Raw genomic sequence first — 14,472 nt, forward strand, 5'->3', positions numbered from 1 at the left:
TTCCTCATGATCGCTTCTGATATCACGGTTTGTTTTCTGCTCCGAGATAGCGGTTCAAACGCCCTATGCGCCAGCCGAAATATCAATGCTCGTTCCCCTTGGCGATTTGAATCGGGTAGACTGGTCTGCAGCGATGTGGTGCAGACCGTGGTCGTGTGTACCACGCGAACCATGACATGAACCGAAGTGACGGAGTCGGGGTTTTTGAAGTGGTTAGTCATCCGCCGTCACTCGGTTATGTCCGCCGTTCTGCCATGGAAAGAATTCAATTCGACATCACAGCATTTGTTGAGCGAGGTGTTCTCGGCCCGATCGGGCGCAATATGGGACAAGACGATCTTGAATCAATCCTTGGTCCATCAACGCCAGGCGGATATCACAGGGTAATTGCGTTTGGGAATCTGCAATTTGAACTCCCAAATGGCACTGGACCGCCATGTAGTCCCCATATTTACTACCGACATTCGGCATTCGATAACGACTATGCTGACATGTGGCCTGATCCACGTTTTAATTGGAACTTTGGCCGTTATCGACTGGGTTTGACGATCACTGAATTTCGTCGAACGGTGGGGCAAGAAAATGCAATCATCATGGAGGGTGAAGATTCCAACACGAGTGGCGTTTGGGTTCACATGGTTTCGTCGGGCGTTGACCTCGCCTTTTACCCAGCAGCCAAATGGGACGAGCCAACGATCGCGATTGTCGTTGGTTATTCGACATGGAAACAGATTCCCGAAGAGGCAGAACAATGCCGTGCACCGAAGGACGGGAGTCGACGGTTTTGAAGTGGTAAGATTCTTGGCCCGTCCTCGGTGACGGCAGACGTTCGCGCGGGTAGATGGACCGCTGGATGATTTATCTCTTTCTCAGTTGGTCATCGCCCTTCGCAATACAAAGCGTTTGGATCCGGCCCTTCTGATTTCAAGTGTCAACAGATAGCTGATCGCCGCAACTGAAATCACGGTTTGATTGTGTCGCTTGGACAACTCCCATGCGAAATTAAGGGACAACAGATGCCTGTTTATCGCATTTGATGCCACGGTTTATTTCTGCTCCGAGATGGCAGGTCAGACGCCCTAGGCGCCAGCGGGAAAATCTATGCTCGTTACCCTTCGCGATTACAATCGGGTAGACTTGTTAGCAGCGATGTAGTGCAGGCCGTGGTCGTGCGTACCTCGCGAACCCGACGATGCACGTGAGTCGCCGAGTTGAGATTTTTGAAGTGGTAAATCGTCTGCGGCGACCACGTGATCGTTACCGTTCGCCCAAGGATTCAATTGCGATGACACTCCGAGATGACGAGATTCTCGAAGTTTTTCGTGAGTTGCCAGGGCACCGCGGTTCTTCCGCTGCGGAGTTGGACGCTACAGAGAAGCTTTTAGGCATCAAGTTTCCGGTTCAGTACCGTGAGTTTATGGAACTGGACTCAAATCGGCTCTGTATTGCGGAAATTGCAGCTCCCCTTTCACATCTAGCGAAGCTGCACGTCTGTGCTACAGAGCTTTTAGAGCGCGACGGATTCGAGTTCCGCTTGCAGGCTGATGATGTCGTATTCGCATGGGACGAGATCTATGCTTTTCTCTTTTTCAAAGCCGACGGAAGTAATGATCCCGCTACGTGGATGTTCAATTACAATGATTCCGAATCCGATGGGAAACCAGTGGTGATTTCCGAATCGCTAACGGGATACTTTACGGATAGGCTTCGCCAATACCTCAATCTCAGCTGGCATTAAGAGGGCGAACCATGCCGTGCACGCGAAGGTCGGGAGTCGTGTTTTATTGAAGTGGTAAGTCCACCGCCCGACCTCGGTGACGGCTGCCGTTACCCGACTGAAGTGGTAGCCTCTCCCACATGGCACACTTGAATGTTCCATACTCGCGACCTTCTGGCGACGACTGCTGTCATTGCGTTGACCATCGCGATCGCTAATGCATCGGTTGCCTATCGTGGTACTGGCCTACCCACACTTGCACTCGCTACACCAATACTGCTCACTGCCCTCGTTCACTGGCGCTTCGCACTTGACTGGCGTGTCGCGACCGGGCTTCACTATCCGCTCGCAATCTTCTGGGCGTTCGGATTTGGCGTGGCTTTCTCGATTGCGTGGCAACGTGTTCCACAGACATTCTTTGAACGCGATAGCGTTGGTCTCGAATATCCGCTGCAGTTTGGCGTGTTCTCGATGGAGGTCATGGCGATTGCCGGTATTGCTTCCACGGCGGCCTATGGGCTGGTATCCTACTGTTTTCATCGCTTCAGAATTACTCGAAAGTTCACAACGACGGGTAACAATGCCGTGCACCGGAGCGGCGGCAGCGCGTCTTCTGATGGCTAGTTTTACTCTCGCCGTCCGGTGACGGCTGTCGTTCGCACGGGTAGGTGCCCCGCTGCTATGCGTTGCTACCGCAAGTTCGGGATTAGACCTCCGAGAATCCAGAACCCGAATACGCCCACTTGATGTCACGGAACCGCAGTTTCCTAGTGATCGCTTTTGATGGCACGGTTTGATTGGTGTGCTCGAATGAGCCCATCTGATTTCGAGGAACCTCTGTTTCCTGTTGATCGCATCTGACGTTGCGGTTTGATTGGTGCGCGGATGACTGGGCTGGTGTATGCCGCTTGGAGTATTTCGCGTAAGTCGATTTGGGATTACTGGGGGATTTCGCACAAGCGAGTGCAAGCATCCGACGCCTGACGTTCAAGTCGCGTAACCCTTCGCAGTTCGGATCGGGTAAACTTGTCGTCAGCGACGATGCTGCTGGCTGTTGTCGTGTGGACCGTACGAACAATGAATTGCACGGGAGAACGGGAGTCGTGTTTAATGGTCTGCTTGCGAGTCTTTCGCCCGTTCCCCGTGAATTCTACCGTTACCCGACGGAAATCGCACCTTTGCCTCACACTAATTGAAATGGACGAACTGCTCCGCAAACTACTTGATGAGTTAGATTCGATCGGCCAATCAAACGAAGAGATCTACGATTCGGAGTGTCGCGACAAGATCGGCGATCCAATACTTTACAGGTTCCTGCGACCCGACCCGCAGTATTACGTTCCGGACGACTTTGGCTTGCGAACCGAAGATGCAAACCTGCGAGCAAAAGCTGCACTAATTGCATACACGGATGATGCACGCAAAACTGCTGGCGACTTAGGGCTGAACACGTTTCACGCTAGGCTGGAAGCATTTCAGAATGGTGATGTCGCAAGCACAGTCGAAAACAACTACTTTGACGACTTCTTTGGATGGATTGATCCCGATCGATTTGATGATTCCGGCAAATCAATCCAGAGAGACGGGTAACAATCGGATGCACGACGAGTCGCCGAGTCGTGGTTTTTGAAGTGGAGGATCGCTCGCGGCGACCGCGTGATCCGTGACGTTCTGCCAACTTGTGGAGACGTGTCACAACAATTGAACCCATACCGGTCGACTACCGATTCGTCGGCGAACGCTGATTCGGCATTCAATGAGCGACCGTGTCTGTCATTGATGTACGCAATGCAAACGGCTTGGATGGCTACGGGCATTTCACTCATATTGCTGTTGCTGACTGGCTTTGTCGAGCTTGGTATCCCTCCCTCGCGTTTTCTGTCTGGGCAACTGCCTTACTTCGTTGCCGGGATTGGATCGATTCCTGTTGCGTTGTGTTTTGTTGCGGGTGGCGTCGTGGGAATACAATTCCAATCATCACGGGTCACCTGGATCGCCACCCTGATTCTCGTGTGGGTGGTCGCATCAACACTATGGATTTCTCAGGTGCTTGATGACTTCGCTAGCGGTTATCCCATATCCGAAACCTTTGGGATAGCGATTTTGATTGGCGGCTTGGGTGGCTCGACAGTTTTTCTGATTAACCAGAAACGGATGAGACTCGCCCTATCTGTCGTTCCGCAGATATTGGTTTTGACTTGCTACATGATTGCTATTGCGAGTGTGGCTTGATAGTAGAATGAGGCAGAACAATGGGATGCACGCGAAGGCCGCGAGTCAGATCAATCGGTTTGGTCTGAGTCATTCGCGCGGCCTCGGTGATCCCCGACGTTATCGCATCGGGTTTCACGCTGCAATTTGAATTCAATGCTGCAACGTATTGTCAACATCCTGGGAGTCCTGGCAAAATCACTTGGTGTCGCCACCATCGTCTTCGCAACATTGATTGCAACAGTAGGGCTCGTGATCGCGGCGATGACTGCAAGCCCCGAATTCGCGGCAGCCTTTTCAATTTGTTTGGGCGTCTCAATACTGTGGCTGATCGTCGTGCTCGTCCCAACACTAAAACACCGAATTCTGCACTCCGACGCCGAACGGGTTTGGCTGCTCGTTGCGATGATGATTACTGGGGTGTACTTGAGCTTTCTCGCTTGCGTCGTTCTCGCGGTATTTGATGCCAGCACGCTGGCTGTGATCATCGTCGCTACGTTGACACTAATCATTCCTGTTTCGTATCTAATCCTAGACAAGCTTGGTCTTACCGGTATCTTCGACGGCATTCATTTGCCCGATTTCGGGGACGACTGATTGCGATAACCATGACATCCACCGAAGGACGCGAGCCGAGCGGTTTGGCAATCGCAGAGTCTTTCGCGCGTCCTCGGTGATGTCCGCCGTTCGCCCAGATAAATTGTGCTTGTATTAGATGCTGATGGACAATCCATATCGACCATCACGAGCGGGAAACAACGGTGCATCGGCTACCGGTCAATCTCGGACGGGATTCGCTCTCACGGTATACAAGTGGATCGTTGCGATTCTCGGTGTCACGCTTTATTGCTCGACCCCGTGGCGAGACAAGCACTTCTATTACGCAATCGCAAACCACGAGGGATTTGGTACGGCGAGTGAATCCGTCGCAGTCGGAATTGCTGGATCGGTAATCGCGACTGGTTTCTTTTTTCCTGTGGCTGTCGCGTTGATCGGCATCGGCGTAGGGCGTTGCACTCGGATTCAATTGGTTCCGCGTTTTGATCGCTTTACCTACGGTTGGGGAAGCTTTGCCACGCTTGTCCTGATTGCAATGCTGATAATCGAATTTGGGTACGTTACCTACGCGATGGGTTATTCTCATCATGTTGGCACGCTGCTTCTCTCACTGCTATATGTTGGATTCATGTATTTGTGGTGGTGTTGCTCCCTTTGCCACCGCCGTTGCAAAAAGACGGGCGAACCATGGGTTGCAACGGAGGCCGCGAGTTGACGTTTTTGAAGTGGTGAGTCGTTCGCGCGGCCCCGCTGAACCCTGCCGTTCTGTGCATATGAATCTGATACACACCATCTTCGCGAATCGCCGCACCTCTCCTGGATGGGCGATGCCCATGGCATGGTTTGCGTGGTTCGGCGTGATGATGCCCGTGATGTTCGGTCTCAACGGTTGGATGCAAAACTTTGTGATGGCTTGGACGGGTTTGTTGACCATCTGGATCACGGGACTCGTTGGCACCGCTGCGATTGGGTACGATTCGATGCGAAACATTCGTCGCTTCGGTTTTGTTGCAATCGGACGGCCCCGATTCTACTTTGAACTGTCGAGGGCAACGCTTGCTGTGGCATTCTTGCTTTGGGCACCGGCCCTAACTTGGGCATTGCTAATTCCAAATCTCAATGTGCCCGGGGGCAACTTCATCCATACGCGGCATCTCGTCGCCGTGCTAGCTGTGTTGTTTTGCATGATGGCCGCTTGTGGTTACCTAACGTCGTTTCTAACCGGACGCAGGCGAAAGGGGCGCGCTTACGAATGCGCGTCGTGGTTCTTCTGTGTTTTCGGCGGAATTGCGCTGGTCACGTTTGGTTTCATTGCGATTCCGGACCCTCCGCGAGGCCTTTGGCCTGCCATACCCGGTGCAATGGCTTGCGTTACCGGAGCACTATTACTCGCCTGCGGGATTTTTGCCGAGGCAATGCGGGCGAAGCGCACAGAACAATGGGATGCACACGAAGGCCGCGAGTCAGGTCAATCGGTTTCGTCAGAGTCGTTCGCGCGGCCTCGGTGATCCCTACCGTTCGCGCGGGTAGATAGACTGCTGAGTGATTCATCTATTTCTCAGTTGGCCATCGCCCTGTGGACTTCAGTGCGTTTGGATTTCGGCCCATCTGAATTAACGTCACAGCTGATAGCTGATCGCGCAATTGAGGTTACGGTTTGATAGTTGCTCGTGAACTCTGCCCACTTGATTTCGCGAGACCTCCGTTTCCTTTAAATCGCAAGTGAAATCACGGTGGGGCTGTCTCGCTTGGATGCGGCTCTTCTGATTTCAAGAGACAGCAGTTTCTTGGTTATCGCTTTTGATGTCACGGTTTGATCTTTGCTCCGGGACAGCGGATCAAACGTCGTAACCGCTGGCCGAAATATCAATGCTCGTTCCCCGTGGCCATTCCGATCGGGTAGACTTGTCAGCAGCGATGTGGTGCCGACTGTGGTCGTGCGTACTACGCGAACCATGACATGAACCGAAGTGACGGAGTCGGGGTTTCTGAAGTGGTTAGTCGTCCGCCGTCACTCGGTTATGTCCGCCGTTCGCGTGGGTAGATGAAGTGCTTGATTATTCATCTCTCACTTAGATGGTCATCGTGTATCGCGACTTAAACGGCTTGAGCCCGGCCCATCGGATTCCAAATGGCAACTGACAGCTGATCGCCGCGCTTGAGCTTACGGTTTGAAGGTTGCTCGTGAACTCGGCACAATGGATTTCGCAAGACATCAGTTTCCTGTTGATCGCAACTGAAGTCACGGTCTGATCATCTCGCTTGAATTAGGCCCATCTATATTCATGCGACAGCAGTTGCCTGTTTATCGCACTTGAAGTCGGGGTTTGTTTTCTGCTCCGAGATAGCTGTTCAAACGCCCTATGTGCCAGCCAAAATATCTATGCTCGTTACCCTTCGCGATTCCAATCGGGTAGACTTGGCGTCAGCGATGTAGTGCAGGCCGTGGTCGTGCGTACCACGCGAACCATGACATGAACCGAAGTGACGGAGTCGGGGTTTTTGAGGTGGTTAGTCAACCGCCCGACCTCGGTGACGGCTGCCGTTATCGCACTGGCTATACTCACATGAACTTCAGACCTTTGCTGCTGCTCTTTCTCGCGATTCTGACGGGCCAACACGCATTCGCAGAAGGAACTCGCATCTCGCCCAAGTGGGTTAGAGACAACCCTGGCAAGCTGAGCCTTTCTTCCCGTCCCGGTTTTGGCGGTTACACCGACTACTTTGCATACCTCAAGACTGAACGCAAAGCGATTTACGAAGTCTGGACAAAAATCCAGTTCGTGACGGAGGACAAACGAACGACTCCATGGATCACGACCAAAACGCGTGCTGGTGCCCCTGCCGATTCCATCAGATTTGGAGCCACTTCTTACGGGATATATGTTCCGACTTCGCCAGGCGGAGACTTCAAGGCTAACGTCATTCACGAGGTATATGAAGTCTCTGTGGAAAAGAATGCGAATGGCAAAGAGGAATGGTCACACAACCTAGCGTACACCCTGGACAGGTCCGATTGGACGTCACTTGAGGTCGCGTCCGCACAAGACAAGCGATAACCATCGGTTGCAACGGAGTGGCGGGGGTCAGCTTCTTTGTTTGCTTGCAAGTCGTTCGCCGCCACCCGCTGAACCGTACCGTTATCCGCAAAGACATTTGCCACGGAATGGAACTCACTCTCATACAAAATGACTTCTGCGGATTCCCTTGGCCGCGCAGCATCTCCTGGAAGTTCGAGTCGGTTGTACATGGCGACACGAAAACCTTGGTGCTATCCCCACGCGGCATGACTCTGCACGGCATGGTTCAGGTGTGGGACCTAGGTGGGAATGACCTCAAGGCCTTTCACTCGATGCAATGGTCTCGCCTGACCAACGCACCGAGTGGATTTCCTCCTGGTGTTACGGTTGAGCGGATCGAGTGTGAGGGAGACTACAACCTGTGGGTGGGCGTCTCAAACCTCGTCAATCGGGACTGTTTCGTTGATTATGAATTGATGTCGAAGAACGACAACACGATCATCTATGTTCGCCGTACGTCCAAGGACCCCGGCACCCTGAATATTCAACACGAACTTTCGATGATCAACGTCAAGTCGCCTGAAACTTGGATTGTTGGTGCATCGCTAGAACGCACGACAGTCCAAGAAGGCGGATAACAAAAAAATGCACCCGAGTCGCGAAGTCGGGCGTTTCAACGATGGAAACTCTCTCGTCGCGACCGGGTGATTTTAGACGTTATCCGATTGAATCGCTCGGCAATTTCCGATTGTACCGATCTAAATGCTAAGTCCGTACGAACCAACTCCCCTGGCGTCGCAGTTTTCCGTCGCGCCACCGGTCGATGAACGCAAGGGCGTATGTCGTGTTGCTCACATTGCTGTCTACGGCTTTTGCAATTTGTCGTTGCTCGTTTGTTTTTTTTCATGCTCGCTTTCATGGTTTGCGATTGCCTCCTTTCTCGTGGCGGCTGCCCCGGCAACTATGTGGGTATACATTGACGCTGATATACGTGGGTACCGCATTCGAGCTTGGCAAATCCTCACCGTGGCAACGATTTGGCCGATTGGAGTGTTTGTCTACCTTCAAGAAACGCGACCGAAGCGTGGTGTTCGGTTGTGGTTGACGCACTTCGTGTCGATCATTGGCGTTTTTTTGGCTAGTGTGGTGCTCGTCTTCGTCTTAATAATCGCACTACTGACATTAATTGCCTATACAGTAGGTATTCCGGTCCCGGCTCAGGGCTAATTCGAACTGGCGGATAACAATGCGATGCACCCGAGTGGCGGAGTCGACGTCTATTGGGTTTAAGTTTCATCTCGATCGCCGCCACCAGGTGATCGCTACCGTTCGCGCGGATGGTTGTGACTGCGATAACCAACGCCTGTTTTCGATACTGACGGATCTGGCCCATCTGATTTCATGTGGCTACTGCAGGCTGATCGCCGCAACTGAATTATCGGTTTGATAGTTGTGCCTTATCGCGGCCCATGTGATTTCGGGAGACCTGAGTTTCCTATTGATCGCAATTGAATTCACCGTTTGATTGTCTTGCTTGAACAACGCTCATCGGAATTCACGGGACAGCAGTTGCCTGTCTATCGCATTTGATGTCAACGTTTGATTTCTGCTCCGAGATAATGGATCAACCGCCCTTTCCGCAGGCCGAAATATCTATGCTCGTTACCCTTCGCGTTTCCAATCGGGTAGACTTGTCGAGAGCGATGTACTGCTGGCCGTGGTCGTGTGTACCACGCGAACCATGACATGAACCGAAGTGACGGAGTCGAGGTCTTTGAAGTGGTGAATCGTCCGCCGTCACTCGGTTATGTCCGCCGTTCGTCGACAGAAAGATCTTTATGCCCAACGAATCTCTGACTGAAGAAGAACGCAACTACGTTGCTCAGCTGGTGGAAGTTGAGGCCGATGAAGACGCCGTAATGGCCGCAGTGCCGAAACTTAGTCCTGCGGCACTTCACGAATTCTGTTGTCTGTTCAACTGGGATAGTGGTATCAGGGTACTCTCGCTAGCACTCGACCAGCCGCACTGTGATCGCGCCACCGCTCTCGCGATTTACTGGAATTCGGAACCCAATACGTGGGCTGGCCGATCTGAGGTGAAAGATCGGGAGCGGGATACATTCGCGGTATACCAAAAGGCGGAGCGTCGACTAATCACGGACGACTTCATCGAACGGGACATTGAGTTCAATATTCGCGAAGAGATTGGTGGGATAGACCAATATTGGATTAGTGTAGCAGCAAACCCAAACATTCCCGCCGAACTGAAGCCACCGATCGTTGTGACGCCTCCTTTCGACGGTTCGCCCTGTGAAAACGCGTTGATTGGGCAAACCCTGGACAGAATTCAACCGAGAGCCGCCGGTGCTATATTTTCGTTTTCCGGAGGCGCAATAATCTCGCATCCTTCGTACCGTGAGATCTACCGCAATGCACGAGACCTGGGTTCCGATGTATCTATTGACTACGCCAACCATCCCTCGTTGGGATCACGGGTGATAGCGGTGAAGAATCCATCGCCGGAAACTATCAAGATCGAGTTTGACGCAGGGTTGGAGATTACAGGCGACGACGTAATCATCGACCTACGCAGAGTTCGGTAGACTTAGCGACGAACCATGGCATGAACCGAAGTGGCGGAGTCGACTTCAATGAGGTGGTTGGTCATTCGCCGCCACTCGGTTATGCCTACCGTTCGCGCGGGTGGTTGTGACTGGATCCAATGCTGCTGAATCCGGCCCATCTGATTTCACCTGGTAAGTGTTTGTTGATCGCCGCAAGTGAATTAACGGTTTGGTAGGTGTGCTTGATCGCGGCCCACTGGATTTTGCGTGACAGCAGTTTCCTGTTGATCGCAATCGAATTCACGGATTTATCGTCTCACTTTGACGAACGCCCAGCTGAATTCGTCAGGCAGCAGTTTCCTGTTTATCGCATTTGATGTCACGAATTGATTTTGGCTCCGAGATAGCAGTTCAAACGCCCTATGCGCCAGCCGGAAAATACATGCTCGTTTCCCTAGCCATTTCGATCGGGTAGACTTGTAACCAGCGATGTGGTGCCGACTGTGGTCGTGGGTACCTCGCGAACCATGACATGAACCGAAGTGACGGAGTCGGGGTTTTCGAAGTGGTTAGTTATCCGCCGTCACTCGGTTATGTCCGCCGTTCGCGCGGGTAGATGAACCGCTGAATGACTCATCTGTTTCCCGGATGGCCATCGCCCTTTGCACTACAAAGCGTTGAATCCGGCCTATCTGATCTCACCTAGCAACTGATAGCTGATCGTTGCACTTGAGGTTACGGTTTGATAGTTGCTCGTGAACTCGGCCCATTTGATTTCGCGAGACGTCAGTTTCCTATTGATCGCAATTGAATTCGTGGTTTGATTGTCTCGCTTTGATATCGCCCATCTGATTTGAAAAGACAACAGTTTCCTGTTGATCGCATTTGATGTCACGGTTTGATTGCTGCTCCGAGATGGCTGGTCAGACGCCCTATGCGCCAGCCGAAAAATCTATGCTCGTTCCCCTTCACGATTCCGATCGGGTAGACTTGTTGGCAGCGATGTGCTGCCGACTGTGGTCGTGCGTACCACGCGAACCAGTTGGTGCACCGAAGTCGGCGAGTCGACGTCTTTTGGGTTTTAGTTTCACCTCAACCGCGCCGACTCGGTGACCATCGCCGTTCGCCGGTATGAGCTCGTTCCGTCGATCTTGATCAAGCGCTATATGTCCCAAGACGATAATTACAAACCGCTTCGCTTACTTGGTCCCACGCTCGATCTAAAATTCTACCAGGATCAACGGGCACTGACCGAGTACGTCTGGAAGCATTACCAGCACTTACTGACGCCATTCGAATTGAGAGTTGGCTTGTACTCCGTTCCAATAGTCAGTGATATTGACAGTGAAAAGGGACGCCGCATTTACGAGTACTGCGAAACCAATCATGGCCACGTTGACGATCAAGACGTGATTGATGCGTTTCCGCGTGACTTGGATTCCTTCCGACTGGAAGCTCGACGACGTTTGATGGATGAGTGTGCCGACGAGATGCACGTAAATAGGTGCCCAAAATGTTCCCGTATCGTGAGGTCTCCCAGCGCTCATCAGTGCCCATGGTGCAAACACCGATGGCACGACCGATAAGGAACGAACCTCGTTGATTGATTGCCAAAATAACCCACTGCACAATTGGCATGGCTGGCAGAGCTCGCTGCACAAGAATCGGCGAACCATGGGTTGCAACGGAGGCCGCGAGTTGACGTTTTTGAAGTGGAGAGTCGCTCGCGCGGCCCCGCTGAACCCTGCCGTTCGCCAAGTGAAGAGTTTTTTAATGCGACAAAGTACTCGAAAAAATGTTTGAACCTAGAATCGTGCGATACAGGATCGACAATCACGAGAACCTGGAACAGTTCCTGATTCGCGCATTGTCCGAACTTCCGCAAGCGGTGGACGAATATTTGACTGAATACCCAAACAGGGAAGCCAGAGCTCAGCGGATACAGGTTCGGATCGCCGATACAATTGAGTTCTACCTTGCGGGCGGCGTAGCATTTAAACGGATGATTCTCTGTGCTGGAGGAATTGGATGCTTTGCACAATTATTCCCTACGGTTGATTGCTCGGAGGAGATGGAGTTGATTGATGATGCTGACCGAGAGGAGCATGATGTGATCTGTACACTGATGAGGATAGTTGATCACGCGAAGACCAAAGATGTATGTGTCATGTTGAAAGAACGCGAATGGAAACTGTGCGTCGTACTGGCCGAAACACTTGAACTCCGAACTATTTCGATACCATGAGTCGCATATTCAATGTATGTCGACGTCTAATCTCGCGAATGATGGGTAAAGGTTTATGGCGAACCATGCGATGAACCGAAGTCGCGGAGCCAGCGTTTTTGACAATAGAAAATCAATCGCCGCGACTCGGTTATCGCGGACGTTCCCCGTGAGATACCAACATCATGATTGAGCTTACAAAGACTGCGAGTGGCTACGACGTTCTCGTTGGGGATTCATACGAATTCAACCTGCCGTCAGACGATGAGATCAAACGCAACGCGATCGAAGAATGCATTTTGTGTGAAGGCGAAGACTCAGAGGCCGTTCGGATTTTACGGAGCGCTGATGTTTCGCTAGAGGTAGCTGCGGGCAAAGATGATTTTGAAAAACTTATTGGTGTCGTTGTGGCTACAGATGCTGCGAACGCAAAGATCTTGAACTCAGATTGGGCAGTGTATTCTGGTGTAATGAGTGCGCTTGGTATGGCCTGTTCATCGATTGAAAGTGATCGCGTTGCAGTTCGTGCGTAACAAGTCCGGGGAACCATCGCGTGAACCGGAGTACGCGAGTCAGAGTTTTTGAAGTAGAAAGTCTTTCGCGCGTACCCGGTTACGCGTTTCGTTCGCGCGGGTAAATGGACTGCTGGATGACTCAGCTCTTTGTCAGTTTTTCATAGCCCTTGTTCTACAACGCGTTTGGATTCGGCCCTCGTGATTTCACGTGGCCAATTCAAGCTGATCGCCGCAATTGAATTCACGGTTCGATAGTCGTGGCTGAGTTTGGCCCACCTGATGTCATGTGACCTCTGTTTCCTATTGATCGCAACTGAGTTCACGGCTTGATTGTGTTGCTCGAACGACTTCCATCTGAATTCATGGGGCATCAGTTTCTTGTTTATCGCATTCGATGCAGCGGTTTGATTTCTGCTCCGAGATGACTGATCAGACGTCCTATCCGCTGGCCGATATGTCTATGCCCGTTCCCCTTGGCGATTCAAATCAGGTAGACTTGTCAGCAGCGATGTGGTGCCGACTGTGGTCGTGTGTACCACGCGAACCATGACATGAACCGAAGTGACGGAGTCGGGGTTTCTGAAGTGGTGTGTCGTCCGCCGTCACTCGGTTATGTCCGCCGTTCTGCAAGAGTGCAATTTCAACCAAGCTTTCGATATGTACCTAAAATGAAATATCAGATTCTTTTCGCTTTATTGCTGTTGAGTACTCGATTTGCTTATGCTGACGTCGTCATTGATATTAGTACACAGTTTGATCGAGATACAATTGCTGTTTCATCGGAAGAACCGACTGGCAGCAGCTACCGAAATCAGAGCGACGTGTTCGTCGCATCGGGATTTGTTGGACCTACTCCACCTGCAGGTGGTGCAATCCTTCCAGCTCCCAATGCTGGATTCGGTGAAATATTAGCGGGAAGTCGAGCCTATACGATTGGTCCGTACAATAGCCCGAACGTTAGACAAAACAATACCTGGGTAATTGGACTCAATTCCGTGGAAGCGATTGACATAATCGATGCTAAGTTATCGAGCGTTGGGGTATTGTTCTCAGCGATTGGTTATAACCCAACCAACACGAACAATGGGCTAATCACATTCACATATGACGATTCGACCAGCGAATCGTTTCTATGGGATGTTGCTGATTCCAACGGGGATGGGCTTGACGGCTACGCTGTGACTGCCCTGGCCGATGTAGATCTTTTCCGCGCATCATCGGGGGCGTTTATAGTCTCTGATCGTAACTGGTATATCCAGGAATTTTCCGGCCTGGACACGACCAAATCAATCGACCGCATATCGTTCTCAACTGTGGGAGTTGGCGATTTCTCCAGCGATGCTGAGTTCGGTATTTACGCAATTGCAGCGACAGCCATACCCGAGCCAAGTACTTCGATTTTCCTTGCATTCAGCGCGCTGGGAATTTCAATGAATTGGCGACGAAAATGAAGCAGAACCAGGACATGCACGCGAGGACGGGGGTCGAGGTTTTCCGTCTGCTTGCACGTCTTTCGCCCGTCCCGCGTGATGTCTAACGTTATCCCATGGAGATCAGTTCGCGTATGCATCTAGTCACCGTTACTGACACCAACGCTGATGCAAGCTGCCGCGATACGGTTGGCGGCTCACCGTTTATGCCGTCCGGCGAATCCGTTCCTCGA

The 14,472-nt window shown here is 51.9% G+C and carries 14 protein-coding genes; all 14 read left to right on the top strand.

Annotated features, from left to right (window positions below; translation table 11 throughout):
* Positions 1-176 precede the first annotated feature (176 nt).
* The 14 genes from LOC67_RS22555 to LOC67_RS22620 all read left to right on the top strand — a co-directional run bounded on the left by LOC67_RS22555 (position 177) and on the right by LOC67_RS22620 (position 14,260).
* Positions 177-788, top strand: a complete 612-nt coding sequence (locus LOC67_RS22555; protein WP_230265098.1) for a hypothetical protein — start codon at positions 177-179, stop codon at positions 786-788.
* 497 nt (positions 789-1,285) lie between these two features.
* Positions 1,286-1,738 (top strand): SMI1/KNR4 family protein, encoded by a 453-nt coding sequence (locus LOC67_RS22560; protein WP_230265099.1) that lies wholly within the window; start codon positions 1,286-1,288, stop codon positions 1,736-1,738.
* A 132-nt stretch (positions 1,739-1,870) separates the two neighbouring features.
* Positions 1,871-2,341, top strand: a complete 471-nt coding sequence (locus tag LOC67_RS22565; protein ID WP_230265100.1) for a hypothetical protein — start codon at positions 1,871-1,873, stop codon at positions 2,339-2,341.
* A 573-nt stretch (positions 2,342-2,914) separates the two neighbouring features.
* Positions 2,915-3,307 carry a hypothetical protein gene (locus LOC67_RS22570; RefSeq protein WP_230265101.1) on the top strand — a complete coding sequence of 131 codons (393 nt, stop codon included), beginning with the start codon at positions 2,915-2,917 and terminating at the stop codon, positions 3,305-3,307.
* A gap of 198 nt (positions 3,308-3,505) precedes the next feature.
* Complete coding sequence (locus LOC67_RS22575; RefSeq protein WP_230265102.1) at positions 3,506-3,949, top strand: hypothetical protein; 444 nt, start codon at positions 3,506-3,508, stop codon at positions 3,947-3,949.
* A gap of 135 nt (positions 3,950-4,084) precedes the next feature.
* On the top strand, positions 4,085-4,525 hold the full coding sequence (locus LOC67_RS22580; protein ID WP_230265103.1) for a hypothetical protein: 441 nt from the start codon (positions 4,085-4,087) through the stop codon (positions 4,523-4,525).
* 124 nt (positions 4,526-4,649) lie between these two features.
* Positions 4,650-5,201 carry a hypothetical protein gene (locus tag LOC67_RS22585; RefSeq protein WP_230265104.1) on the top strand — a complete coding sequence of 184 codons (552 nt, stop codon included), beginning with the start codon at positions 4,650-4,652 and terminating at the stop codon, positions 5,199-5,201.
* 118 nt (positions 5,202-5,319) lie between these two features.
* The gene (locus LOC67_RS22590) at positions 5,320-5,994 is read left to right on the top strand and encodes a hypothetical protein (RefSeq protein ID WP_230265105.1); all 675 of its coding nucleotides are present in this window, start codon (positions 5,320-5,322) and stop codon (positions 5,992-5,994) included.
* Between the two features lie 1,059 nt (positions 5,995-7,053).
* Entirely contained in the window at positions 7,054-7,545 is a 492-nt protein-coding gene (locus LOC67_RS22595; protein ID WP_230265106.1) for a hypothetical protein, read from the top strand.
* Positions 7,546-7,754: 209 nt separating this feature from the next.
* Complete coding sequence (locus LOC67_RS22600; protein WP_230265107.1) at positions 7,755-8,144, top strand: hypothetical protein; 390 nt, start codon at positions 7,755-7,757, stop codon at positions 8,142-8,144.
* A 1,200-nt stretch (positions 8,145-9,344) separates the two neighbouring features.
* Positions 9,345-10,109, top strand: a complete 765-nt coding sequence (locus tag LOC67_RS22605; protein ID WP_230265108.1) for a DUF4274 domain-containing protein — start codon at positions 9,345-9,347, stop codon at positions 10,107-10,109.
* 1,774 nt (positions 10,110-11,883) lie between these two features.
* Positions 11,884-12,315 carry a hypothetical protein gene (locus LOC67_RS22610; RefSeq protein WP_230265109.1) on the top strand — a complete coding sequence of 144 codons (432 nt, stop codon included), beginning with the start codon at positions 11,884-11,886 and terminating at the stop codon, positions 12,313-12,315.
* 164 nt (positions 12,316-12,479) lie between these two features.
* A complete protein-coding gene (locus tag LOC67_RS22615) occupies positions 12,480-12,827 on the top strand; it encodes a hypothetical protein (RefSeq protein ID WP_230265110.1) in 348 nt (115 codons plus the stop codon).
* 650 nt (positions 12,828-13,477) lie between these two features.
* Positions 13,478-14,260: a hypothetical protein gene (locus tag LOC67_RS22620; protein WP_230265111.1), complete on the top strand. Its 783-nt coding sequence runs from the start codon at positions 13,478-13,480 to the stop codon at positions 14,258-14,260.
* Positions 14,261-14,472 lie beyond the last annotated feature (212 nt).

This window comes from Stieleria sp. JC731, assembly GCF_020966635.1.
Taxonomy (GTDB): Bacteria; Planctomycetota; Planctomycetia; order Pirellulales; family Pirellulaceae; genus Stieleria.